General features: G+C 63.2%; 22 protein-coding genes and 3 pseudogenes. 15 read left to right on the top strand and 10 right to left on the bottom strand.

Features of this window, described 5'->3' with window-relative positions; translation table 11 throughout:
* Position 1: 1 nt before the first annotated feature.
* A complete protein-coding gene (locus tag KX816_07610; protein QXQ07849.1) occupies positions 2 to 982 on the bottom strand; it encodes a dipeptide epimerase in 981 nt (326 codons plus the stop codon).
* Between the two features lie 49 nt (positions 983 to 1,031).
* Here KX816_07610 and KX816_07605 point away from each other — a divergent pair, with 49 nt between their 5' ends.
* Together KX816_07605 and KX816_07600 are read left to right on the top strand one after the other, a co-directional pair.
* On the top strand, positions 1,032 to 1,412 hold the full coding sequence (locus KX816_07605; protein QXQ07848.1) for a DUF1232 domain-containing protein: 381 nt from the start codon (positions 1,032 to 1,034) through the stop codon (positions 1,410 to 1,412).
* On the top strand, positions 1,406 to 1,741 hold the full coding sequence (locus KX816_07600) for a hypothetical protein (GenBank protein QXQ07847.1): 336 nt from the start codon (positions 1,406 to 1,408) through the stop codon (positions 1,739 to 1,741). The genes KX816_07605 and KX816_07600 overlap by 7 nt, the downstream gene beginning before the upstream one ends.
* Positions 1,742 to 1,793: 52 nt before the next feature.
* Here the strand turns inward: KX816_07600 and KX816_07595 are convergent, their stop codons facing one another.
* Together KX816_07595 and KX816_07590 are read right to left on the bottom strand one after the other, a co-directional pair.
* On the bottom strand, positions 1,794 to 2,273 hold the full coding sequence (locus KX816_07595) for a DUF4142 domain-containing protein (GenBank protein ID QXQ07846.1): 480 nt from the start codon (positions 2,271 to 2,273) through the stop codon (positions 1,794 to 1,796).
* Positions 2,274 to 2,624: 351 nt separating this feature from the next.
* Complete coding sequence (locus KX816_07590; protein QXQ07845.1) at positions 2,625 to 3,680, bottom strand: endonuclease/exonuclease/phosphatase family protein; 1,056 nt, start codon at positions 3,678 to 3,680, stop codon at positions 2,625 to 2,627.
* A gap of 241 nt (positions 3,681 to 3,921) precedes the next feature.
* On the opposite strand from KX816_07590, the gene KX816_07585 reads away from it, so the two are divergent.
* The 6 genes from KX816_07585 (at position 3,922) to KX816_07560 (ending at position 9,754) form a co-directional block, all read left to right on the top strand.
* A complete protein-coding gene (locus tag KX816_07585) occupies positions 3,922 to 4,611 on the top strand; it encodes a hypothetical protein (protein QXQ07844.1) in 690 nt (229 codons plus the stop codon).
* Between the two features lie 199 nt (positions 4,612 to 4,810).
* Entirely contained in the window at positions 4,811 to 5,965 is a 1,155-nt protein-coding gene (locus KX816_07580; protein QXQ07843.1) for a glycosyltransferase, read from the top strand.
* 109 nt (positions 5,966 to 6,074) lie between these two features.
* Complete coding sequence (locus tag KX816_07575) at positions 6,075 to 7,022, top strand: radical SAM protein (protein ID QXQ07842.1); 948 nt, start codon at positions 6,075 to 6,077, stop codon at positions 7,020 to 7,022.
* A gap of 79 nt (positions 7,023 to 7,101) precedes the next feature.
* The gene (locus tag KX816_07570) at positions 7,102 to 7,971 is read left to right on the top strand and encodes an HAD-IB family hydrolase (protein ID QXQ07841.1); all 870 of its coding nucleotides are present in this window, start codon (positions 7,102 to 7,104) and stop codon (positions 7,969 to 7,971) included.
* Between the two features lie 20 nt (positions 7,972 to 7,991).
* Positions 7,992 to 8,870 carry a DUF3365 domain-containing protein gene (locus KX816_07565; protein ID QXQ07840.1) on the top strand — a complete coding sequence of 293 codons (879 nt, stop codon included), beginning with the start codon at positions 7,992 to 7,994 and terminating at the stop codon, positions 8,868 to 8,870.
* 23 nt (positions 8,871 to 8,893) lie between these two features.
* Entirely contained in the window at positions 8,894 to 9,754 is an 861-nt protein-coding gene (locus KX816_07560; protein QXQ07839.1) for a toll/interleukin-1 receptor domain-containing protein, read from the top strand.
* Between the two features lie 471 nt (positions 9,755 to 10,225).
* Here KX816_07560 and KX816_07555 read toward each other — a convergent pair whose 3' ends face one another.
* Entirely contained in the window at positions 10,226 to 10,792 is a 567-nt protein-coding gene (locus tag KX816_07555) for a hypothetical protein (GenBank protein ID QXQ07838.1), read from the bottom strand.
* Between the two features lie 227 nt (positions 10,793 to 11,019).
* On the opposite strand from KX816_07555, the pseudogene KX816_07550 reads away from it, so the two are divergent.
* Positions 11,020 to 11,277: pseudogene (locus KX816_07550) on the top strand (transposase).
* 243 nt (positions 11,278 to 11,520) lie between these two features.
* Here KX816_07550 and KX816_07545 read toward each other — a convergent pair.
* Entirely contained in the window at positions 11,521 to 12,549 is a 1,029-nt protein-coding gene (locus KX816_07545; protein ID QXQ07837.1) for an IS110 family transposase, read from the bottom strand.
* Between the two features lie 72 nt (positions 12,550 to 12,621).
* Between KX816_07545 and KX816_07540 the strand changes: the two are divergent.
* The 3 genes and pseudogenes from KX816_07540 (at position 12,622) to KX816_07530 (ending at position 14,793) form a co-directional block, all read left to right on the top strand.
* A pseudogene (locus KX816_07540) lies at positions 12,622 to 13,464 on the top strand (IS3 family transposase).
* Positions 13,461 to 13,772, top strand: coding sequence for a hypothetical protein (locus KX816_07535; protein QXQ07836.1), 312 nt, complete (start codon positions 13,461 to 13,463; stop codon positions 13,770 to 13,772). The pseudogene KX816_07540 and the gene KX816_07535 overlap by 4 nt, the downstream one beginning before the upstream one ends.
* A 70-nt stretch (positions 13,773 to 13,842) precedes the next feature.
* A pseudogene (locus tag KX816_07530) lies at positions 13,843 to 14,793 on the top strand (IS110 family transposase).
* Positions 14,794 to 15,012: 219 nt separating this feature from the next.
* Here KX816_07530 and KX816_07525 read toward each other — a convergent pair.
* On the bottom strand, positions 15,013 to 15,402 hold the full coding sequence (locus tag KX816_07525; protein ID QXQ07835.1) for a nuclear transport factor 2 family protein: 390 nt from the start codon (positions 15,400 to 15,402) through the stop codon (positions 15,013 to 15,015).
* A 70-nt stretch (positions 15,403 to 15,472) separates the two neighbouring features.
* Positions 15,473 to 16,240, bottom strand: a complete 768-nt coding sequence (locus tag KX816_07520; GenBank protein QXQ07834.1) for a helix-turn-helix domain-containing protein — start codon at positions 16,238 to 16,240, stop codon at positions 15,473 to 15,475.
* 154 nt (positions 16,241 to 16,394) lie between these two features.
* Between KX816_07520 and KX816_07515 the strand changes: the two genes are divergently transcribed.
* Positions 16,395 to 16,841, top strand: a complete 447-nt coding sequence (locus tag KX816_07515; protein ID QXQ07833.1) for a hypothetical protein — start codon at positions 16,395 to 16,397, stop codon at positions 16,839 to 16,841.
* Between the two features lie 881 nt (positions 16,842 to 17,722).
* Entirely contained in the window at positions 17,723 to 17,896 is a 174-nt protein-coding gene (locus KX816_07510) for a hypothetical protein (protein ID QXQ07832.1), read from the top strand.
* Positions 17,897 to 18,914: 1,018 nt separating this feature from the next.
* Here KX816_07510 and KX816_07505 read toward each other — a convergent pair.
* Genes KX816_07505 through KX816_07495 form a run of 3 tightly spaced genes read right to left on the bottom strand, consistent with a single transcriptional unit; the run spans position 18,915 to position 21,719 of the window.
* Positions 18,915 to 20,096, bottom strand: a complete 1,182-nt coding sequence (locus tag KX816_07505; protein QXQ07831.1) for an AMP-binding protein — start codon at positions 20,094 to 20,096, stop codon at positions 18,915 to 18,917.
* Complete coding sequence (locus tag KX816_07500) at positions 20,096 to 21,397, bottom strand: diguanylate cyclase (GenBank protein QXQ07830.1); 1,302 nt, start codon at positions 21,395 to 21,397, stop codon at positions 20,096 to 20,098. Before KX816_07500 ends, KX816_07505 begins: the two co-directional genes overlap by 1 nt.
* A gap of 7 nt (positions 21,398 to 21,404) precedes the next feature.
* Positions 21,405 to 21,719: a phosphonate transporter gene (locus KX816_07495; protein ID QXQ08451.1), complete on the bottom strand. Its 315-nt coding sequence runs from the start codon at positions 21,717 to 21,719 to the stop codon at positions 21,405 to 21,407.
* A 657-nt stretch (positions 21,720 to 22,376) separates the two neighbouring features.
* Here KX816_07495 and KX816_07490 point away from each other — a divergent pair.
* Positions 22,377 to 23,144: a hypothetical protein gene (locus KX816_07490; protein ID QXQ07829.1), complete on the top strand. Its 768-nt coding sequence runs from the start codon at positions 22,377 to 22,379 to the stop codon at positions 23,142 to 23,144.
* Positions 23,145 to 23,178: the final 34 nt, after the last annotated feature.

Here is a 23,178-nt window from a genome sequence, read left to right as displayed (position 1 = left end):
GCTACCCCCACAACTCCGCTTCCGGCGGCCACACGTCGGACCCCGCGAACCGCATCCCGCCGGGCCGGTCCTCGATCAGCAGCGGGCCATCGAGGTCGGCGAACTGGCTCTGCATGCCGACCATGAACGCCGGCGCGACGCCGAGCGAGGTCGACAACATGCAGCCGGTCATCAGCCCAAGCCCGCGCTGCTTGGCCGCCGCTGCGAGCGCCAGCGCCTCGGTCAGCCCACCCGCCTTGTCGAGCTTGATGTTGATGAACCGGTAGCGACCGATCAGGCTGCCGACCGTCGCGCGGTCATGGCAGCTCTCGTCGGCGCACAATGGGATCGGCGAGCGGACGTGGTCGAGGATGTGGTCCTCGCCCGCCGGCACCGGCTGCTCGATCAGCTCGACCCGCAGGGCCGCCAGCTGGTGCGCCAGCCGCTCGATGTCCGCCCGCCCCCAAGCCTCATTGGCATCGACGATCAGGCGCGCATCGGGGGCTCCCCGGCGGACGGCGGCAACGCGCTCGATATCGCCCTCCCCCGACAGCTTGAGCTTGAGCAATTCGCGGCTGGACGCGGCACGCGCATCCGCCTCCATCGCGCCCGGCTCGCCGAGGCTGATGGTGAAGGCGGTCAGCATCGGCTGCGGGGTCGGTAGCCCGAGCGTCCGCCACACCGCCACGCCAGCCTGCTTCGCCTCGAGGTCCCACAGCGCCGCGTCGAGCGCATTGCGCGCCGCACCCGCGGGCATCAGGGCCAGCAGGTCGGCGCGCGAGGCTCCGGCAGCAATGGCGTCAGCCTGCGCCTCGACCGCCGCGAGCACACCCGCCGCGCTCTCGCCCCGGTAATAGATCGCGGTCCCCTCCCCGCGCCCTCGCGCCGGGCCGTCCTCGATCTCTGCGACCACGACGTCGACGTGGGTCTTGGCGCCGCGCGCGATGACGAAGGCACCGCGGACGGGGTAGGTCTCGATGCGGGCGGTAAGCTGCCGGGTCATGCGCGCCGCTGTAGCGGTAGGCCCGCGCACCCGCTAGGCTGGACCCGAAATGCTCACCCGCCTGCGACATTGGGCCGAAGCCCTGATCCTCGAAGTCCACGCCGTGTGGCTGGCGGCGCGCGACCGGCGGACCCCGTGGGGGGCGCGGCTGCTCGGCATCGGCATCGCGGGCTACGCGCTCTCACCGATCGACCTGATCCCCGATTTCGTGCCGGTGTTCGGGCTGCTCGACGACCTGCTGATCGTGCCCGCCGGGTTGTGGCTGTTCGTCCGGATGGTGCCGCCCGTGGTGATGTCCGACGCGCGGATCGCTGCCGCGCGCGCCGAGCGCAACCCGCGCAGCCATGTCGCCGCCACGCTGATCGTCGCGATCTGGCTGACCATCGCGCTGGCCGTGGCGTGGCAGTTTGCAGGCTTTGCCTCGTGGTAGACCAGCCCGGCGGCGACAACGGCGACGACGACGGCGAGGAGGAAGTCGCCCTCGACCCCGTCGTTACGGTGGCCCGCATCACCGCCATCGAGATGATGGTCGGCCAGATGATGATCACCCAGCTCCGCATCCTCGACCGGTTGAAACAGATCGAACTGACCCCGGAGTACATCCGCGAGCTGGCCGAAGCCTATTCCGCCAAGGTCGACGAGTCGACGATCATCGAATCGTCAAGCCCGCAGGTGAATTACGAGTTCAAGCTCAACGTCATCCACCACCTCGAACGTTTCTTCGACGAGATGATCGCGCACCTGAAGGCCAACCCCTGAGGGGTAAGCGTTACAGTGGCGGCTGCAGGCCCGATGCTCGATCGGGCATCAATCAGCCGGAGAGCTGCTGAGCCGTCTTCAGATGCTTCCGGAGGGTCGGGAGTGTCGCCTTGGCCAGCTTGACGGTCGCGCGGTCGTCGCGGGCGACTTCCTTCTCATAGGTGGCGATGTCGTCTTCGTGGTCCTTGACCATGTGGCGCGCAAATTCCTTGTCGAACGATGCGCCCGACAAAACCTTGAGCTTGATATATTCGACATCGGCACCGGCGGTCATGCCGTCCGGGATCGTCACGTTGAGCGGCCGGGCGATCGCGGTGAGCTTCGCCTTGTGCGCGGTGTGATCGGTATTCAGCATCTTGCCATACGCCTTGATGGCGGCCGAGCCACCCTTCTCCATCGCCAGCGCACCGAGCTTGATCTCCGAATTGTCGCCCTTGATCGCATCGCTCAGGAAGTCGCTGGTCGGCGACGCCGCGGCGGCTGTCGCGGCACCGAAGGTCGCGAGTATCAGGATAAGTTTCAGCTGGCGCATTATAAGGCTCCTTGCAGACAGCCCTCAAACGGCGGCGCGATTATGCGGTTCCACGCCAGGACTGCGCGAGCGGACGAAGGACTGCCGGACATCGAGTTACGGGTTTCTCGGCACCGCACCGTCATCGTCCGGCAGCAAGGCGTCTGCAGTGCGGGGGCCATCGACATGCTGAAAAACGACGCGAACTATTTTCGTCGACGCGAGCGCGAGGAATTGCGGCTGGCAGACGCGACTTCCGGGACGAACGCCGAAGCGATCCACCGCGAGCTCGCGGAGCGCTATGCCCAGGCCCTGGCGAGCGCGAATTTGCCAGGATCGACAGAGGTCGCCACCGCAGGCGACGCCCAGGCATCAGCGAATGGCGATCTCGAGATCGCGGGGTCCCGGGCCTGTGAGCCGGTCGAACGCGTAGGTGACGGCGACGCCGATGTGATCCGAGAGCATCGAGCCATCGGGAGCCCGCCCGAACGAGGCGCTAAGGTTTACCGGCCATAACGCCAGCGACCGCGATGGCCGGTACAGCAGCCAATCCTTGCCGTGCCGGATTGATTCCGCGATGCCCCCGCTGGTGCCGCCACTGCACACGAATTTCTGCCCGCAAGCCCGCTCCGCGACCAGCAACCCGCTGATGCCGAGGATCTGGTCCGTGAAATAGTTACGGCGCTCGGCCCGGTTGCCGACATTGAAGTCGCCGGCGATCAGGATCGGCAAGCCGGGCGGGCAAGTGCTTGCAATGAATAGCTTCAACGCATCGACCTGTCGCCGATAGGCGTAGGTCGCGCGCTCGCGCGGGGCACCCGAGGCTGCCCCGGAATTGAGATGCGAATTGATCACCGTCAGCGGCGCGGCAAGTCCGGGCACGACGACCGCGACGGCCAGTGCGCCCTTGTTGGCGAGGCAGTCGTACCCGGCACAGACCGCGTAGGCCGTCCGGTGGACCGCGACGATCGGGTAGTCGGAGAATATCACGAGGCCGCTGTCGACGCGCTTGCCGGAGCTTTCGCCGTCCATGAAGCGTGCTGCGTCCCGGAAAGCGCGGTCCTGTGGGGTACCCGCCGACACCGACACCTCGTCGCTGCCCGGACCGAACGCGACGTAGCGGTAACCGGCTTTCCGCCCGATCGCCTTGGCCTCGGGAATGAACGCTTCCTGCAGCGCCACCAAATTGGGCTGCTGGCCCTTGCGGCGCATCGCCGCGAGACGGCCTGCGATAGCGTCGAGCGCGGCTGAGCGGTCCGATGCGACCGGCCACGGCAAGCCCTTCACATTATAGGTCAGCAGGGTGATCCGCGGACCGGCCTGGGCCTGCGCGGCCCCTGCCAGCATCAATCCCGACAGCGACAACGCCGACAGTATTGCGGCGATAAGCCAGCTGCCGGTTTTCATCTTGGCTTTCACAGCTGACATCTGCACGAATGACGCCGAATGAGGCTTAGACCCGCACTTGCACAAACAAGTGCGGGTATTCAGCGCGGCTGACGTCTGTGTTTCAGGTCGCACCCACGATGGTCGTGCGACATACAAGGAACAGGCGATGAGAAGGCGCTGCGGATCTGCGCTTGCACTCTTGTCATGCTCGACTTCGGCGGCTGCCGCATCCGTAGATTCAGCCTCTTGGTCGCTAATACATTCAAAACTTATCGCGGACATGCCGGCGATCATGTTCAACGATTCGTCGTCAGCGCTGCGTTGGCGTCCGGACGATCGCCTGGTTACCGCGCGTGAAACACCGCTGCTCGACGGGCTGTTCGCGGGGCGTGACACCATCATGCGCTCCGCCCGGCGGCGCAGCTACCGCTTCGAACTCGGGGCCGTGGTGTTGGGTGCGGAGGCACTGCGGCTGCAGGGGCGCTCCGGCGCCTGGCAGGTCACCAGCGATACCAATCGGCCGCGCAAGTCGTGGGCAATGGGACTGACTTCGGAATGGGCGGTCGACGCCGACAACCGGCTCTCGCTGGGGCTGGCTGCCGGAACCTACCGCAATCTGCCGTCGGCTGGCATAACCACCGATCCACGCGCCACGACATCGCTCAAGCGGCTGGCCCTGACCTGGGCGCGCGGCGAGCAATGGCGGCTCGGGCTGGGGTGGCAGCAGGACGGCGGCTCCACCCGCGGCGCATCGGACCGGATGGTCGCCATCGCCGGCGGCGCGCCCATCCACGAACAGGGATTGCGGCTGTCGGTCGCGTTCCTTCCCGGGGGGACCAGTGATCCGCACCAGGACACCTTCGGCTTCGAGGCCCGGCGCGCGACCGTCTCGTCGGCAGACATGGCGGTGATCGGCTCCGGTCTCCGGCAGGACATGCAGGGGACGCTGTATTTCCGGAGGCATTTCTAGGGCCCAGAGACGTGACGAGGCGGTGAAGATCGCGGCCGACCTCGCCAGCAACGATGCGAAAGTGACCCACAGCCGACACCGCCGCTGCTGCAAATGGCCGCAGCAAGGCGTCGCTTCCCGCCATCCGCGCAAAGCCCTGCCAGCCACTCCCGCGCGCCGGGAGCCGGCTCCCACGTCCTCGCTCTACCACCGGAGGCCAATGCCACACCCACCCCGCGTCCTCACCTTCATCCACAGTTACGAGCCAGGGGGAGTCGAGAAGGTCGCGATGCGGCTGGCCGCGGCCTGGTCGTCGTCGGGCATGCCGGTGCGCTTCATCGTAGGTCGCGACACCGGAATTGCGCCAGCGTGCCTGGCGCGGTGTGATGTCGAGATCCTGGACAAGCGCGGCTGGACGCGCCGCTTCGAGACCCTGTGGATGATCGCGAGCCTGCCAGCGCGCGTTCGCGCCTACCGCCCCGATGTCATCTTCTGTGCGGGCAACACCTATGCGATCGTCGCCCTGGGCCTCAAGCTCCTCAGCTTCGGGCGCTGTCCCCCGGTGTTCTGCAAGGTCAGCAACGATCTGGCGCGGCTCGACCAGCCGGCGTCGCAGCGCTGGCTCTACCGGGTCTGGCTTAGACTGCAGGGCCGCTTCATCGACCATTTCATCGGCATGTACGAACCGACCCGGGACGAAATCATCGATGCGATGGGGATCTCGGACGCGCGGGTCTCGATCATCGACGACCCGGCGCTGGCGACCGAGGACATCGTTCGTCTGGCAGAAGCGCGCCAACGTCGCGGGACGACCGGTCCGGGCCGGCACTTCCTCGGCATCGGGCGGCTCGTGCCCCAGAAGAACTTCGCTCTGCTAATCGAGGCCTTCGCGGCCATCGCGTCGGGGGGCGACAGGCTCACGATCGTCGGTGACGGTCCCGAAAGACTTAGGCTTGAGCACTTGATCAACCGTCTGGGTCTCGCCGACCGCGTCGAACTGCCGGGACACTCCGACCAGGTCGGCTCCTGGCTCGCCGAAAGCAGCGTGTTCGTACTCTCCTCGAATTACGAGGGGGTGCCCGCGGTCATCATCGAGGCGCTCGCCGCCGGCCTGTCGATCGTCGCCACCGATTGCAGCGTCAGCATGCGCTCGCTGCTCGACGGCGGGCGGCTCGGCACGCTCGTCACGGTCGGCGACCGCGCGGCACTCTCCCGCGCCATGGACGGCGCGACGATTACCGCTGCGTGTGCCGCCTCGGCCGAAGCCAAGGTCTCGCAATTCACCATCGAGCGCGCCGCACCGCGCTATGCGCAGGTGTTTCGTCGGACGCGGCAGTCGGTGCCAGCGCTCGGCGCCGTCGCCCAGTTCTCGTGATGATGTACGGGCGACAGCGTCCGTCTGCGGAAAGTGACGACAGGCGGCGTCGTAGAACCGGGCACCCGGCGACCCGATGTCGGGGTCGTGATGAGCAAGGACGGTATTTTTGGCTTCAGCTTTCGCGACCGCGGCGCGTTTTGCGAGCGCCGCTGTCTTGTTCCCGAACCGGCCGCTGCTCGCACAGCTCGTCATCACCCGTTACTGCAACCTCGACTGCAGCTATTGCAACGAGTTCGACAAGGTGTCGGCGCCGGTGCCGCGGGCGGCCATGCTGGAACGCATCGACGCGGTCGCGGCCCTGGGCACGGCAGCCGTCACGCTGACCGGGGGCGAGCCGCTGACCCACCCCAACCTTGTCGAGTTCGTCGCGCGTGTGCGGCTGCGGAACATGATCTGCACGATCATCACGAACGGGTTCCTGTTGACCCGCAGTCGGATCGAAGCGCTTGGCGTCGCGGGCCTGCAGGGCCTGCAGATCAGCATCGACAACGTCATTCCGGATGCCACCTCGCGGAAAAGCCTGAAATCACTTCGTGGCAAGCTCGAGCTGCTCCACGCCCACGCCCGGTTTCCGGTCAACGTCAACAGCGTGCTCGGGCTTGGCGACGAACGCGCCGCGGACGCCGTCGAAGTCACGCGGGTAGCACGCGACATGGGTTTTTCGAGTTCGGCGGCGCTGGTCCACGATAGCGACGGGCACATCCGGCCGCTTAGCCCGGCGCAGCTCGCCGCGTACAAGGCGGTCATGAAGGGTGGCGGATCGCGCGCCCAGCGGCTGAACTACCACTTGTTCCAGCGCAACCTGATCACCGGCCTGCCCAACAGCTGGAAATGCCGCGCTGGCGGCCGCTACCTGTATGTCTGCGAGGATGGGCTGGTCCATTATTGCTCACAGCGGCGCGGCACTCCCGGCATCTCGATCCTGGACTACACCACCGCCGATATCGAGCGCGCCAACGCAACGCCCAAGTCCTGCGCGCCGTTCTGCACCCTGCCCTGCGTCCACCAGATGAGTGCCTTCGACGCCTGGCGCAGCCAGCGACTGCCAGCCTGACCGTGGTGAAGGCGTAGCTGGCCGGCGGGCCGCGCTGATCGGCCGGTGCCGAGGGTAAAGATGCGGTTTTCGGTGGTCGATGCCGTCACAGATCGTGTTCGATTGCCAACACCCTCTCGCCGCACAGGACGTGGCCGCCACTCCCTCAGATGGGCGAATGCTGACCGGTGTCTCCATATTCGATCTGGATCGGACGCTGACCCGGAACGGGACCTACTCGCCGTTCCTGCTCTACGCAGCTCGGGTCCATTGCCCGTGGCGCCTGATGTTCGTGCCGGTCGTCCTTGCTGCGATGATCGCGTACAAATTTCGTCTGCTCCGTCGGAAGCAGCTTAAAGAGCTCATGCACCGACTGCTGATCGGCGCGAACATAGATCGCCAAACCATCAATCATATCGCGGAACGGTTCGCCGACCGTTTGCTCGAGAGCAATGTCTACCCACAAGCCCGGGCCTTTGTCGACCGTGAGCGTGCCCAAGGTCGCCTCCTGATAATGGCGACCGCCGCGCACCGCTTTTATGCAGCGCCGATCGCCGCCCGGCTCGGCATTCATCACGTGGTCGCGACCGAGTCCACGTGGCGCGGTGACCGCCTCACACCGCGGATCAATGGTTCGAATTGTCATTCGAGCGACAAGCTCGCCCATATCATCGAATATCTGGACGCCGCTGGAGTAAAGCGCAGCGAATGTCGCCTGCGGTTTCTCTCCGATGATCTTTCAGACCGCACCACATTCGAATGGTGCGACGAGCCGATCGCCGTGAATCCGTCCCGGCAATTAAAACAACTCGCGATAGATCGGGGTTGGAGCCAACTCGACTGGCGGCAAGAAGCAGCTAAGCTCAAAGCGAGCCCGCCGAGGCCTGCGAGGCTCGGTGAGGGCTCCGAACTCGATCCGGAACGGCTGCGAAAACAAACGCTTGCGTCGGCCGTGCAAAGCCCTGAATAGGCCTCCGATACGTGGGGTACGTGGGCGTGGGCATCCGGACGAAATTCAATCTGCTGCTCGCCTTCGTCGGCGTGCTCGGCATCGCCATGTTTTGGCTGGCCTCCGCACCATTCCTGCAGGAAGTCACCAAGGAGGAGGTCCTCCAGAGCTCGCGCATCATGATGGAAAGCGCTGCCGGCGCGCGCAAATACACCTCCGAGCAGATCACCCCGCTGCTGGTCGACAGCATGGCAACGACCTTCCACCCGCAGGCGGTCGCGGCCTATGCGGCGAAGCGCAACTTCGACGTCCTGCACGCGCGTTTCGCCGACTACCGCTACCGCGAGGCGGCGCTCAACCCGACCAATCCGGAGGACCGCGCCGTCGACTGGGAGGCGGACATCATCAACGACTTCCGCGCCCACCTCGACCGGGCCGAGATCAGCGCCGTGCGCGACACGCCGACCGGGCCGGTGCTCGACCTCGCGCGGCCGCTGGTCGCCAAGCCCGCCTGCCTCGAATGCCACAGCGTGCCCGCCGCCGCGCCGAAGTCGATGATCGCGCTCTACGGCACCCAGAATGGCTTTGGCTGGAAGGCGCACGACATCATCGGCGCGCAGATTGTCTCGGTGCCGATGGCGGTCCCGTTGGCCCGCGCCGAGCGCATCCGGGAGCTTTTCGTGGTGCCGTTCCTGGGCGTCTTCCTGCTGCTGTTCCTGCTCCTGAATGTCCTGCTCGACCGCATCATCATCACGCCGATCGACCGCATCACCAAGATGGCGGAGGCAGTCAGCCTCGGGGCTGCCGATGTCCCCGACTATGTCCGCGGTGGCAGTGACCAGATCGCGCGGTTGTCGGCATCCTTCAACCGCATGCGCCGGAGCCTGCAGGAGGCGCTGCGCCTGCTCGACGACCAGTGACGCCGAGCGTAAAGCTTGACCACGTGACGCGCTATTTCCTCAGCTACTCGCGCGCCGACGAGGTCGTGACGCTGCGCCTCGCCGACGACCTGCTCGCCGCCGGCGTGCCGTTGTGGGTCGACCAGTACGATATCCGCCCGAGCCAGCACTGGGACCGTGCCGTCGAGGATGCCGTACGCGAGTCCGCCGGCATGATCGTCGTACTGTCGCCGCACTCGGCCGCGTCGCCCAACGTCGCCGACGAGGTCAGCGTCGCCATCGAGCTCAAGAAAGCCGTCATCCCGTTGATGATCACGCCCTGCACGGTGCCGCTGCGAATGACGCGAATGCAGTATATCGACGCGACGACCGATTACGATCGGGCGCTCCGCAAGTGCCTGGCCGAGATCGCGCGCTACAATGAACCCGTGGCCACGACCGCTCCCGCCGCCGCCGTGGCCGAGCCGGTCGCGCCACTCGACGCGGCGGTGGTTGAGCTCGCCCGGCGACGCCTGACCGCGCGCATGGGGCCGATTGCGGGCATGCTGGTCAAGGCTGCGGCCGGGAGCGCTCGCAGCAAAGCCGAACTGTACCAGGCCCTCGCGACGAAGCTGCCGACCGACGCCGAGCGCAGCGCCTTCCTCGCCGACGTGCAGGAGCCCGCTCCGACAGCGGCTCGAGCCGCCGAGGTTGCTCCGGTAGCCGCACCCGCGGCCTGGCAGCCCGAAAGGATCGCCGCGATCACCGCAGCGCTGACCCGCTCGCTCGGCCCGATCGCGCCGCGGCTGGTGGCGCGCGAGCAGCGGGTCGCGGGCTCGACGGCCGACCTGTGCCGGAAACTCGCTCTGCTGATCCCGACAGACCGCGAGCGCGCCGCTTTCGTCCGCGCGGTCGAGACAGGCTAGGACCGGCGTCTCCTGCCTGAGCGTCGGCGAGGCTGGAATACCCGTCGGCATGTCGCGACCGACCCGACTCAGGCGAAGCCTCACAGGACGCGGGATCCTGCCCTAAGCAGGCTGATTGTTCCGAAGTTGATTTGCCTGCGGTGGCGTCAGTGAACCACTTACGCGCTGGAGGCCCGACCGGGAATCGAACCCGGGTGCACGGATTTGCAGTCCTATATCGTGGGATGCCCATTGGTACCTGAAAATCGAATTGAGGTTCAATTTCAAAATGATCGAGGAATTTGGTTGGCTGGAACATGCCTAGAACATCCCAGATTTCCCCGGCCTGATTACACAGGAATTACACACGCAAAATTAAGACACGCCTATTGTTTTCAGGCGCTTTCATGCGCCAGTTGAGCGGCGCAACCTGGTGAATCGCTGACGGCGGCTTTCCGCCGGCCGGCCAGACCCTCCTAACCGATCCAGACATCAGCAACATCGTGCCTTATGCAATGATCTGACCAAGCAAAGGCGCTTTCCGTCATCCTCAAGAACGTCGCCCGCGCGGTCGCCGCCGCAGAAGCGGTTTCTGGCGTCGATGTGATGGTCGTCCGTGCTGACCGTGACATCCGCGCGGTCTCGTGCGACCCAACATCCATGGTAAAGGATGCAAAATTCGCGCTGGAGGTCATGACAGCGTACCTGCGGCTTGCGAGCCGGGACGGCGGCCTTGCCTTGGATGTTCCGGGTGGCCGCGCTTACACTCGTGACTTGCGCGAGACTGTTGAGCGTGGCGACCTCGCTATAATGCGCGCTGCGCGCGGCAGCAAACGCCCGGACGTCGTTCACGCAACTCCGCAGGGCATTGATCGCCTGGCAAGCATTCTGGCGCGTTATGGCGAGGATTTCGGCCCGGTCTCGGTTCTTGGAAACGTAGAGAATGTTCGAGGGCGTTAGCTTGAGCGAAAACGGTCGCCGCCTGGCCCGAGTTGCAGACTTGTTCAGTGCCAGCGCCGCAGCGGACGGTTTCCCAAGATAGCCGCTCTTGCCCGCCACTCCGAGAGACCCAATGCCGGCCACTCACAGACGAATTTGCGCTTCCCGAAAGCGGACATCCGTTCACGGTGTCAGATCGCTTTCCGCTGCGCGGCTCGCGCCGCCGCGAAGGCGCGACGGAAGCCGCGTTCGTTCATGCCACCGCGTACTGACGTCCCCCCGTTTTCTTCCTCCGGTTTGAGTGAGAGTTTTCCGGCGTTGTGACCACCCGCGAGGAGGAGCAGGCTGTGAAGAAGAGCAGGTACACTGAGGAGCAGATTTCGTACGCGCTGCGGCAGGCCGAGACGGGGACATCGGTGGCTGAGGTGGTCCGTCGGATGGGGATTTCGGAGCAGACTTTCTACCGGTGGAAGAAGCTGTACGCCGGGCTCGGCGTCGGCGAGTTGCGCCGATTGAAGCTGCTCGAGGAGGAGAACCGCAAGCTCAAGCAACTCGTCGCGGACCTCAGCCTCGACAAGCATATCCTGCAGGACGTGCTGTCAAAAAATGTATGGTCCGCCCCCGTCTGGCAAGCGTGAGATGTGGTTGGCGGCACAGTCTGCGTAAATGTATCCGGCCTGTTGGTGGGACATCTCGATCCCTGGCCATGATGGGATACGCGTTACGATCGGCCTTTCAAGCTGGTCCAGCCTTTGACGGCTGCATTTTTGGCCAGGCTTCGATCGTGTCACCATCGACTGTTTGCCATCACTCCTCTCGCTGCAGACCTCTTCGTGCGGGTGCCCGGCTCAGGCGGCGATCGGCATAGGTGGCCGATACTCTTCCTGCCGGGCCAGCACCGCCCAACTGATGCGTACGATCTTGTTCGCCAGCGCGACGACGGCGACGTTCTTGTGGGTTCGCGTCTCGAGCTGATCGAGCCAGGGGCCGAGGCCGCGATCACGCTTCATGTGCAGGCTCGCTGATCTGGCACCGTGGATGAACAGCCGGCGCAAGGAGCTGTTGCCACGCTTCGACATGCCGAGCAGCTTCGGCTTGCCGCCGGTGGAGTGTTGGCGTGGAACAAGGCCAAGCCACGCGGCCAGATCGCGACCGCGCTTGAAGCCGGTGCCATCGGCGACTGCGGCGACCAGCGCGGTGGCGACCAACGGCCCAACACCGGGGATGGCGAGCAGGCGTCGGCAGCCGGCATCAGCAGCCGCGATCGTCTCGATCTCCTTGGTCACCGTCGCGATGTCGGTGTCGAGTCCGCGCCACTCACCCCATAGCTGCCGCAGGATCAGCCGCATCCCTGGCGAGAGCGTGGACCGCTCGTCGGTGAACAGCATCGGCATCTCGCGCGCCATGTGCTGCCGGCCGGTACGGAACACCACCCCGCGCTCCAAGAGGAACGCGCGGATCTGATTGATGACGGCCGTCCGCCGGCTGACGAGCCGCTCGCGTACACGATGCAGCGCTTGAAGATCGAGCTGCTCGACCGATTTGACCGGCACGAAGCGCATCGTCGGCCGTTGCACGGCCTCGGCGATTGCTTCGGCATCGAGATAATCATTCTTGTTGGACTTGACGAACGGCTTCACGAACTGTGGCGCCATAAGGCGAACATCGTGTCCAAGCGCCGTCAACTCGCGCGCGAGATGATGCGCACCGCAGCAGGCCGCCATGCCGACGAGACATTGCGGCACCGTGCCCATGTGCCGCATCAGCTGGGTGCGGCTGAACTTCTTCTTCCACTGGATCGCGCCGGATACATCAACCGCAACCAGGTGGAACGAGGTCTTGCCGATATCGATGCCAATTACCGCTGCTTCTGTCATGACGGTCCTCCTTGATGAAGGCGGTCAGAATGCTCCCGACCGCGTCGCTCCGTAAGGGGGCGGACCATCCCACAAGCTCTGACGCCTGGGCGACAACGCGAGCTCGTCGCGTCCGTCCAGGCGTCTCACGGCGTCAGCCAGCGGCGCAGCTGCCTGGCGCTCGACGTCGATCGTTCGCTGGTCCGCTATGTCTCGGTCAAGCCGGACCAGGCGCCGCTGCGTCTGCGCATCCACGACCTGGCGCGGACGCGGATGCGGTACGGGTATTTCAGGATTTACATCATGCTGCGCCGGGAGAGTTGGCTGGTGAACCACAAGCGGGTTTATCGCCTGTATCGACAGGATGGACTGAGCCTTCGGCTCAAGAAGCCGAGGCGCAATGTCAGCGCCGCCGACCGGGTCCGGCAGCCGGCAGCGGCTGCACCGAACGAGATGTGGTCGATGGACTTCGTCTCGGACGCGTTGTTCGACGGCCGGCGCCTGCGGGCGTTGACCGTCGTCGACACCTATACCCGCGAGGCGCTGGCGATCGATGTCGATCAGGGTATCAAGGGCGAGCAGGTCGTCGAGGCCATGGCGCGGATCGCGGGCACACGCGGTTCGCCGAGGACCATTCGAGTGGACAATGGCCCCGAGTTCATCTCGAAGGCGCTTGACCGCTGGGCTTACGAGAACGGCGTCACGCTCGACTTCTCCCGCCCGGGTAAGCCGACCGACAACGCCTTCGTCGAATCGTTCAACGGTCGCTTGCGCGACGAATGCCTGAACGCGCACTGGTTCCTGTCGCTGGCCGATGCCCGGGCCAAGATCGAGGCATGGCGAAGCTTCTACAACGAGAGCCGGCCTCACACATCGCTTGGCTGGCTGACGCCGAACGAATATGCTGCTGCAGCGGCGCTTAGGGCCGCCAAATGAAGGCCGGATGCTCACCTTCAAACTGGAGGAGAATCCGGGGGACCCTCATTCGTGATCCAGACTATCATAGTCGATGGACCACTCAGACGGGGGCAAATCACTATGCTGCGCTGAAGACACTGTTGCACGCGCGCGGGTTGAAGACTGCCGTCGGCGACGAGGGCGGCTTCGCCCCTGATCTCGCCAGTAACGAGGCCGCGTGCGATCTGATCGTCGAGGCGATCGAGAAAGCCGGTTTCCGCCCCGGTGATGACATTGCCATCGCCCTCGATCCCGCAGCGTCGTCGTTCGCCGCCCACGGCATGTAGGATCTGTCTCGTTCCGGCACGGGTCCACTGGACCGCGCCGCGCTGCTCGAACTCTACGGTCGCTGGCAGGATGATCTGCGGAGAGTCAGAAGGAACAGCCACTAACGGGAACGTCACGACGATCGGTCTGGATTTGGCGAAGAACGTGTTCCAGGTGCACGGCATCGATGCTGAGGGCACGGCGGTGGTCCGCCAGCGTCTGAGCCGCGCGAGAATGCTGAAATTCTTCGCGAAGCTGATGCCGCCCCAGTATGTGAAGCCGTACGTCAAGCGCGGCAAAAACGACGCGGCCGATGCCGAGGCGATCTGCGAAGCGGTAACGCGGCCGACGATGCGCTTCGTCGGGATCAAGACCCCTGAACAGCAGAGCGCGATGATGCTGCATCGTGTTCGCCTGATCCTCAACCGTCAGCGGACGCAGCTGTCGAACGCGATGCGGGCGCACCTTGCGGAGTTCGGGGTGGTGGCGCCGATCGGCAGGAACGGCATCGATCGGCTGCTCGACGTCATCGCCGATCGGACCGACGATCGGGTACCGCCCGACGCGCGTATCTGCCTGGAGATGCTGGCCGCTCAGCTGCGCATCGTGAAGGAGCAGATCCTCGAGAACGACCGCCGGATCCCGGCGAGCGCGCGGGAGACCGAGCTTGGCCGCCGGCTGATGGAGATCCCCCGTGTCGGTCCGCTGCTCGCCAGCGTGATCGTCGGCACGGTGCCCGATCCCGCGATCTTCCGTTCGGGCCGCAACCTCGCTGCGTGGATCGGCCTGGTGCCACGGCAGAACTCCAGCGGCGGCAAGGAGCGGCTCGGCGGCATCACCAAAGCCGGGCATCAGTACCTGCGCCAGATGCTCATCGTCGGCGCGATGGCGGTGGTGTGCTACGCCGAACGACACGGGGCGAAGCGCCCCTGGCTCGTTCAGCTACTCGCCCGTCGCAAGACCAAGGTCGCAGCGGTCGCGCTCGCCAACAGGAACGCCCGCATAATCTGGGCGATGATGACCAGCGGCGAACGATATCGCACCAACCAGCAATGCGAAGCAACTGTTCAAGCTTGCCAACGGAGAGCCGTCCACACAGGGGTCAAAATGGCTTCGCGAGTGATGAAGCAGCCGCAAGCAGGTCGATCTGGCTATTTACAGCAGATGCCTTCTGACCCGGGTTCATCATAATCGCGAGCTGGAAAACTCCCCTTGGTGATATTTTGGTGCCACAGTTCACACGATGAGGGCACTGCATCTCTAACCCTTCGGCCACTGGGACAGGATCGTCGCGGCATCGAAATAGTCGCGCCAGTAGGTGATGAGGCCGTCATGTACCTCGAACACGCCGGTGACCGGCAGTTCGACCCACTTGTCAGCCAAGCGGTGCCGATCGAGCCTTTCGAGGACGGCGACGGCACCATTGACCACCTCGCGCAGTACGCGAAACTCGTTCTCCAGCGTCGGCGCGAAGAACGGCTCCAGCACGGCCCTGATCCCGACCGGGCCGTGCACCGTACCGATCGGCGGCGGATTTGTGTACTCGCAGGCCACGGAAACGAACTTAAGGGCGCCGTCGTAGTCGAGCGGCTCCATCGCCTTCAGGAAGGCCTTTGCGGCGTCGAGCGGGGAAGCGGATGATGCGGTCATGATCGTTTCCTTCAAGAAGGTTCGTCACGCTTGTCGGGCCGCATCGCGCTGGTTGCAATTACCTGCCGGATCATCGTCTTTCCGTAAGGCCGTAAGGCCGTACGGCCGTACTGCGGAACAGCGCCTCGGTCGGTGCATCGGCTGGAAACAGGGTCTCGATCCGGAGTTCCTCGGCAGTGATGTCCTGCGCCGTGCCGAAGGTCGCCACCACCGCGAACATCGCGATCTTCAAGTCGCCGATTGTCAAGTTAAACGGCATCACCGGCACAAGCGCCGCGTCGGCTCCCGACCAGAGGATGTCGGGTTCCTGAAAATCGGCAAGGCTGTCGAGCACCGCCCTCATTTCAGAGCCGGCCAGCGCCTCGGCCTCCCGCCTGGCGCGCTGCCACACCAACGGCCCCACGGCGGACCAGTTGGTAACATATTGGCGAATACCGTCGGGATGAAAGAACAACCGCATCAGGTTGCGCTGCCCACCGCCGATACGCGCCCAGATATCGTCGCCCAGCATACTGCCCAACAGGTCGAACGGGCGGTTACACATCAGGACATTCCAAGAGCGGTCCAGAGCGAGCGCCGGAAACGGCTCATGCGCCAAGAGCATCATGTCGATTGCGCTCATGACCTGCGTCATCTGCGGATCATCGAGCGGGCGCGTTTTGAACACGGGTGCGAAGCCCGCCGCGTTGAGCCACTGGTTGCGGTCGCGCAACGGAACGCCGAGCGTCTCGCTCAACTGGAGGATCATCGTCCGGCTGGGGTTGGCACGCGCGGACTCGAGGAAGCTGATATGGCGCTGCGAAACCCCGGATGTCAGCGCCAAGTCGAGTTGCGACATACGGCGTTTCTGTCGACAGTCGCGCAATAGTCGAGGAAATCCGGCTGCCGATTCCATGTGACATGATTGCAAGGTGGACGCGGCACTTCAATAACTTTGCAAGTAATTGATCGCCGCCCACGGATCAGCAAAGTGTGCGTGGAAGGAGACCGCGATGTCCAGACTGTGGCGCATTTGGTTCGTCGTATGGTGCTGCTCGATAGGCGTGTTCGGACTGGTGCTGGCAGGCGGCGCGATCGCGGTGACCAGTGGTCCCGTTCGCTCGATATTTTCGATACTGCACGGTGGAACGGTCACGCTCGACCCGCCCTTGCAGTTCAGTCTGGCGGTTGTCGGCGCAGTGTCGATTGGCTGGGCTGTGACGCTTCACTTGACGATCCGCGCGGCGATCGAGCTTGGGCCGCAGGGACGGGCGTTCTGGCATGCGATCAATGCCGGTATGGTGAGCTGGTATGCAATCGACAGCATTTTACCGGTGGCGACAGGGTTCTGGCTCAACGTGATCCCCAACACTGTACTGGTTGGAATGTATTTGGTCGGCCTATCAGGAAGCGGCGCGTTGAGAGCCCGGACGTCTGATGTCACAACCGATCGATCCTAACACGTAGTCGAACTGTCGCTTTCGCCTCGTCGGCACCGCAAGTAGGTCAGAAACAGTCCACTATCGCGGATCGTTTTCGTACGGACTGCGCCTTCCAGACTCAGACGCGGGAGCTACCTAAATAAGCTTCTGCTATTTGGTGTCGAGCGATCCAACGTGAATGGTAGTATTCGGGCCACCCCGCCCCTTTAGCGGATCGACCACGACTGATGTCTATTCTTTGCAGCAGAGCTTCCAAGGGTCGGTCGGTACGATCGCATGATATCAACACGTTAAGGAAACCGAATACCTTCTATCGAAGCCTCACTCCATCGAGACGATGTCAATCTACCGACTGATCTATGGTCTGGATCGTCCATATCTGTTAAGCGTTAGTCCTCATTGGCTGATTTCAAGGCATTTTGAAGTGATGCACTTGGCTGAGCTGCCGCTGGAGCCACCGAGGGCGCAATGCGGTCACAATATCGATGGCACCTTCCATGAGCGCACTCTGATTACCAAGGATGTTGATTGCCAGAAATGTATAAAGGTCATCCGGGGAAGCTGGACTGATCGACGTCGCTTCACGTTCTTCAGAATGATACGGCTTGAATATTGGTGGATTAAGACGTGGTTAGAAGTTCATAAACGCAATTTATAACACTAGGTTCGCTTGCGCTGGTAGTAGCTTGCAACACGCGATGTAAGAAATGACTGAGTCATAATGCCTTGTTTCGTTAAGACGCGTTATAAGAAATCATTTCGCCGAAAAGAAAGAAGCATTCGCGGCGTTAGCGTCCTCGATCCAATCAAGGCTAATTTGCATTAATCGGTTTTGAGCAGGGCCATGGTATCAATAATGCGCCGGTGCGTCACCCGAGCGAAGATAGGCTGACTTGCCGATGGAGCACGCCGCGATCGAAAGCTGGGCCATTCTCGAGAACGGTGTCGATCGGATCGAGTGGATATCGACCGAGGGCTTGCTCCTGCCGATGAACGAGGGCGGTCGCAACGCGCTCGGCTTCGACGTTGGCTTGCCGAGGGAAATCATCGCTGGTCGTCACTGTGGTCGCTAGAATTGCAGCCCCTGGCTGAGGGGTAGCTGGCGTTAGCGACAGCCGGCCTGCCCGCCCGTTTCACGGCGTCATGTGACAGCCCTGTCGGCACACTTTGGTGGGATGTAGTCTTGTCGCGTCGAGCGGGCGGCGATGTTATCGCCCAGGCCCGAGACATCACCGCTGCAACGACACGTGCAGCAGATGACCGCTTCCAGGTGCGGCGCGACAGCCTGACAGGCTTGCTCAATCGCGCCGCCGCCAAGGAGCACATCGAGATCGAGATCGAACGATGCATCGCGACCCGATCTACCGGGGCATTGATGATGCTCTACCTGGATAATTTCAAGCTGATCAATGACACACTCGGGCACGATGCCGGCGATGCCGTGCTCAAGGCGGTTGCCGTAGGCCTAGGCGACCAAGCCGGCGCAAAAGCCGCTCGACTCGGCGGTGACGAATTCGCAGTCGTGCTATCAGACGCGCCGGATCACGACGTCGTGCGCGAGACCGCAGAGGCAATTCTCGATCGCCTCCGCCAGCCCATCGCATTTCATGGTCGGGTGCTGTCGCCGCGGGCCAGCATCGGCGTCGCGCTGTTCCTGAAACATGGTCGCACCCCGGCAGAGCTACTCAAGAACGCTGACATCGCGCTGTATGCGGCTAAGGCTTTTGGACGCGGCGGCTTTGTTACGTTTGTACCGTCGATGGGCGGTCAGATCCGCCGCCGCGCTGCAGCCGTGGATATGGTTCGACCAGCCCTCGCCTACGACCATGTCGAAGCGGTGTACGAGCCGATGGTCGAACTGCGGACTGGCAAGCTGTTCGGCTTTCAGGCCAAGCTCAAGGTTCACCGACCGGACTGCCTCAGTCGTCGTGGCGCTCCCATGGAGTACCTAGCCCATAGCGCTTCCTTCCAGCTGGCGGTGAATAGTGCACCATCAAAGCCTGGGATCAAACATTGTAAAGCTGAACGGCACGGCCATTCAATCGCGGCAGCCTCCGCACCGGGCTGTTTTTACGTTCGGGGCGTCCATCTTCATGACCAGTCACACCGCTTTCCCAGAATGTTTCGCGGAGCGGTGACGCCAAAGCTGAAAGAAGTTGGTCGCTGCTCGGATGTCAGAAGCCGCATGGCATGCCGCCTCAGGCCATCGAGTAGAGCGGTTTCATCGCCCGCCTCGGCAGGCACGATAAACGCCTTTAGGCGACCATGATCGCCGAGCCGTACGGTGATGTCGGCAACGCCGGGGCAGCGTCGCAGGACGGATGCGACGTATTCGGTCCAGACGTTGAGGCCACCGACCTGCACCGCCCCGTCCCGCCGCCCCAGCACCGTAAAGCTCGCATCGCCTTTGATCGCGAGGTGATCCGGCAGTTGTACCCCCCGGCCTAGGCGATCGATAAGCACCGAAGTCGCTGCTCCGGGCGGTGATGCAAAGCGCCATCGCGGCAGTAGCACATAGGCGGCGTTCGGCGCTTCGCGAACAGCGATACCCCCGGTCTCGGAAGAACCATAGACATCGTAGAGGTGGTGTAGCCCCGCGCCGAGTAGCTCGCTCGCCACTCTGTCATCGAGCGGTGCGCCAGCACTGACCCCGCAAACTTTCAGCGGCCAGCATATTCGCGAACGGAGTATCGCTACCCATTGGTCAGGGACGGCAACGATCAAGTCTTCGTCCTGAAGTCGAGGCAGGTTTGCCGCCGATGCAGAGATCACCGGTATACCGAGCCTTGCCGGAAGCAGTGCGGTCCAAATGAGCCCGTAAATATGATGTGCAGGCACCAGTGCGACGACGCGCTTGATGGACGGCAGCCGTTCGCAGAAATACGCGGCTTCGTCCTGAAGATCGGTGACGGCGTGAACGCACGGCTTGGGGCGGCCCGTGGAACCGGATGTCATGACGGTCAGCCGGGCATTTTCCCGACTTTGCGCGAGGCTGATATCGTCAAGCCATTCTCCAACCGTGACCGGCGAGCGCCGGGGATGGTCCTCTTCGGCATTATCGGACCCGAACATCTCATGGACGGCTGCCGCCGCGTACATGGTCTCCAGCGAATCAAGGACGATCGATCCAACCGACAATGCTTCCTCGTCCGTCCAGGCGGCCGGGTCCTCAGCCCGTCCAACTGGGTCGAGATTGCGCCCGCGTCCAATTTCCGTCGCGACGAGTGATGCAACAATCCGGCGTAGTGTTTCCCGCTCGATGGCTGGCGCCATCACTCGGTCGACATCAAGTCGGCGGCTGCATTTACGCGGTTTCTACCAGCGTGCTTGGCCGCATAAAGTTGCGCATCAGCGAGCGCGATAAGGCCCTCGACAGTCGAGCATTCTTGCGTCGCCGTCGCACACCCGAAGCTGGCGGTGATGCTGAGTGGCGCAGCGTCGACGATGAAGGCCATCGATGCCACCGCTTCGCGTAGTCGGTCAGCGATCACTACCGCTTCGGACATCGGTGTATTCGGAAGCAGAGCGGCAAACTCTTCGCCGCCGAGACGCGCGAAGACATCGGAAGGACGGAGCAAAGCGTTACAGGCCTGGGTCAACTGCTTCAGCACGATGTCGCCGGTCGGATGGCCGTATGCATCGTTGACGCTCTTGAAGTGGTCGATGTCAAGCAAGACCAGTGATAGCGGTTGACGATCGTCCCGCCACCGCCGCTGTTCACGCTCGAATTGCTGGAGAAAATACGTCCGGTTCGCGGCACCTGTCAGGTGATCGAACCAAAGTACACGACGCAGGTCGGACGTCTCCGAGGTGTCCCGGACCACGTCCCGCAGGACAACGAAGTAGCCGCCCACGGCCTCGCCCTGATCGCCGGGTCGGGCCGCGAACAGGCACTGCGACCAGTAGCGCTCACCGGTGGTGCGCACCTGCCAGCTCTCGTCGAGGTACCAGCCATCGCGCTCGGCAAGCCGCAATCGACTCGATAGGCACGGCGATCCGGAAGCGGGATCGCCGTTCAAAATCGTTTCGAGCGGCTTTCCGATAACCTGATCGACCGGAAAGCCGGTTTGTCGGGTGAAGGCCTCGTTGACGCTGAGCACCACGCCTTCGGTCGTAATTGACAGTACCGCATAGTCGTTGACGACGTTAATTAGAGACGCGAACCAGGTTTCGGCCTGCTTAAGCCGTCGCTCCTGCGCGACCTGCACCGTAATATCCGTAAATGTTGCGATTGCTCGATCGGGTGCGAGCTTTAGGAGTGTGCACGCGAGCACTTTGGGATCCTTGCCGCCGCGCCCCGGACCAATGTCGACAGCGATGCGATGCCCGTCGCAGATCGTGCCACTGTTCCTGGGATAGCTTTCGAAGAGATTTCGCAGTTCCGGCGCGCAGCCCTCGAGCATGACGAACAGATTGCTCGGGTCGCGCGCGCCAGCCAGCGGCAGCAGGTGCTTCATTGCGTTCGGGTTGATCATCGCAACGGTCCCATCGGCGTCAAATTCAACCAGACCGATCGGGCAGGCGTATAGGAACTCGAGCAATTGCTTGTGATCACGCTGAATGTATTCGGACACGCCGGCGTCAACGCTCGATGAGGATGAAGTTCAAGGGCTGATTGGAGGCAGCCAGCAAGCGCAGCCGGACCCGAGTCGGTCGCATCCGTAGTGTCAGCACATAAGGGATTATCTCGTCGAGTTCACTCTCGTCTTCGAAGCGCTGTGCTACCATGAAATTGTTCATGCACTGAGCGATCGCCTCGAAGAATGGCACGCCGATCACGGATTGCGCGTCCAGACCCGCCAGCCGGGACTCAGTCGCATTGTAGATCGCAACGAGGCCACTCTGCTCAATCCCGACCACGCCGAAGGGCAATTGGTCGAGTTGCCCAGGCGACATACCGTCGAGGTCTGAAATCTTGATGTCTTCGAACGCGTGCAAAATGGCGACTGACACGGGATACCTCTTTGGAAACCGCCCTATGCAGGCTAAAGCTTAAGATCGGGTACGATCGGCGTGGCCGACACGAAGAAGCTCATGGCCGGCCGCGTCACCCGCCGCAGCTGTCCTTCGCGTCGTTCTCGCGCGCTCTAAGTAGGGCTTCACGAATTGCGCAAGCATCAGTCGCAGCGGAGAACGGCATCCCGAGAAGGCGAACAATGGGGCTTCGTGTCGGCGAGGAAGCGTCTTCTGCCGTCAAGTTCGCGGCGGCGACGACGCACATCCGTACGTCCCGCCGGGCTTTGGCGCTCATTCGGAAGCAGATGTCAGTTAATATCGATTCCCGGCCACTTCCATCTTTCCGTCTACGGCTCACCATTTCCGTCCGTTTTCAGCGAGTAGATCCCGAGCTGATGCCCGAGTTCATCCCTTGGCAGTAAAGTCGCTCACCGCGCCGTGTCGGTAGTCGCCCGTCGCCACTATGCCGCCGCAACAAGATCCGGCTGACGATAGTATGCGATCAGATCAACGATGGTTAATCGATGATTGACAGAATCGCTTATTGTAATGAGTATATCCCGGTACCGACGAGTCGTTTGTGTCAAGGAGCTAAGCATGAATTGCCCGCTCAACCTACGTCGCTTTATCGTTAACGGCGTGCTTGCAGTTGCGCTGCTTGGTCTTGGTACCGCCGCCTCCGCAAGACGGGTCAATATCGACAGTTCAGCGACGCCGTTCACGCCATGCACGATCGGTACCGCCTGTGCGTCAACACCGGTGTCCTTTTCGGTGAATTTTGGCTTTGGTGCCTTCGATGGCCTCTATATCTACGATAACGGCTTAGTATCGATCGGCGCGCCGATCGCGGCCGGAGCGGATTTCGGCTCACTGGCATTGATCGGCGGCAATGTCTTCACTGCGGGCTACTCATCCGCAATGACCCTTTCAAACTTTCGTCTCCAGGACCCGGCCAACGCGGTGTTTGATTTCCCGGGCTCGCCGGTGATCCGGGTGCTCTACGACGCGACGTTCGACGACGTCACTGCCGAACCGATGGAGTTCAGCATTTTCGATAACGGCGGCGGAGATTTCGTTCTGCAGTTTAACCACGGCGACCCGTTTGACGAGACCCTGACCCCCGATATCGCCTCAGATGCCTATCTTGGTTATTCTTTCGGTGGGAGCGGCAGCCAGATCGACGGCGCCACGCTGCACTCCGAGGTACAAGGCGCTGCAACTGAATTCCGCTTCTCCTTCCCGGCCGGCGGCGGATCGCCAACTCCGGAGCCGGCGGCGTGGCTGATGTTGACGGTCGGATTCCTCGCCGCCGGTAGCGCCGTACGCGGTCGCCGGTCGCTCGCACTGGGAGCCGTGGCGGCCTGACAGGCTCTGCTACGGACGGTGCTGCGACAAGTAG

The sequence above is a fragment of the Sphingosinicellaceae bacterium genome (assembly GCA_019285715.1).
Classification (GTDB): Bacteria; Pseudomonadota; Alphaproteobacteria; order Sphingomonadales; family Sphingomonadaceae; genus Glacieibacterium.
The sequence above is the reverse complement of the archived record's forward strand: the minus strand, read 5'-3'. Positions and strand labels throughout refer to the sequence as shown.

Coding starts and splice junctions, on each gene's coding strand:
- KX816_07610 (QXQ07849.1), bottom strand. CDS start 982: ATGACCCGGCAGCTTACCGCCCGCATCGAGACCTACCCCGTCCGCGGT.
- KX816_07605 (QXQ07848.1), top strand. CDS start 1,032: ATGCTCACCCGCCTGCGACATTGGGCCGAAGCCCTGATCCTCGAAGTC.
- KX816_07595 (QXQ07846.1), bottom strand. CDS start 2,273: ATGCGCCAGCTGAAACTTATCCTGATACTCGCGACCTTCGGTGCCGCG.
- KX816_07590 (QXQ07845.1), bottom strand. CDS start 3,680: ATGTCAGCTGTGAAAGCCAAGATGAAAACCGGCAGCTGGCTTATCGCC.
- KX816_07585 (QXQ07844.1), top strand. CDS start 3,922: ATGCCGGCGATCATGTTCAACGATTCGTCGTCAGCGCTGCGTTGGCGT.
- KX816_07580 (QXQ07843.1), top strand. CDS start 4,811: ATGCCACACCCACCCCGCGTCCTCACCTTCATCCACAGTTACGAGCCA.
- KX816_07570 (QXQ07841.1), top strand. CDS start 7,102: ATGCCGTCACAGATCGTGTTCGATTGCCAACACCCTCTCGCCGCACAG.
- KX816_07545 (QXQ07837.1), bottom strand. CDS start 12,549: ATGACAGAAGCAGCGGTAATTGGCATCGATATCGGCAAGACCTCGTTC.
- KX816_07535 (QXQ07836.1), top strand. CDS start 13,461: ATGAAGGCCGGATGCTCACCTTCAAACTGGAGGAGAATCCGGGGGACC.
- KX816_07525 (QXQ07835.1), bottom strand. CDS start 15,402: ATGACCGCATCATCCGCTTCCCCGCTCGACGCCGCAAAGGCCTTCCTG.
- KX816_07520 (QXQ07834.1), bottom strand. CDS start 16,240: ATGTCGCAACTCGACTTGGCGCTGACATCCGGGGTTTCGCAGCGCCAT.
- KX816_07515 (QXQ07833.1), top strand. CDS start 16,395: ATGTCCAGACTGTGGCGCATTTGGTTCGTCGTATGGTGCTGCTCGATA.
- KX816_07510 (QXQ07832.1), top strand. CDS start 17,723: ATGGAGCACGCCGCGATCGAAAGCTGGGCCATTCTCGAGAACGGTGTC.
- KX816_07505 (QXQ07831.1), bottom strand. CDS start 20,096: ATGGCGCCAGCCATCGAGCGGGAAACACTACGCCGGATTGTTGCATCA.
- KX816_07495 (QXQ08451.1), bottom strand. CDS start 21,719: ATGTCGCCTGGGCAACTCGACCAATTGCCCTTCGGCGTGGTCGGGATT.
- KX816_07490 (QXQ07829.1), top strand. CDS start 22,377: ATGAATTGCCCGCTCAACCTACGTCGCTTTATCGTTAACGGCGTGCTT.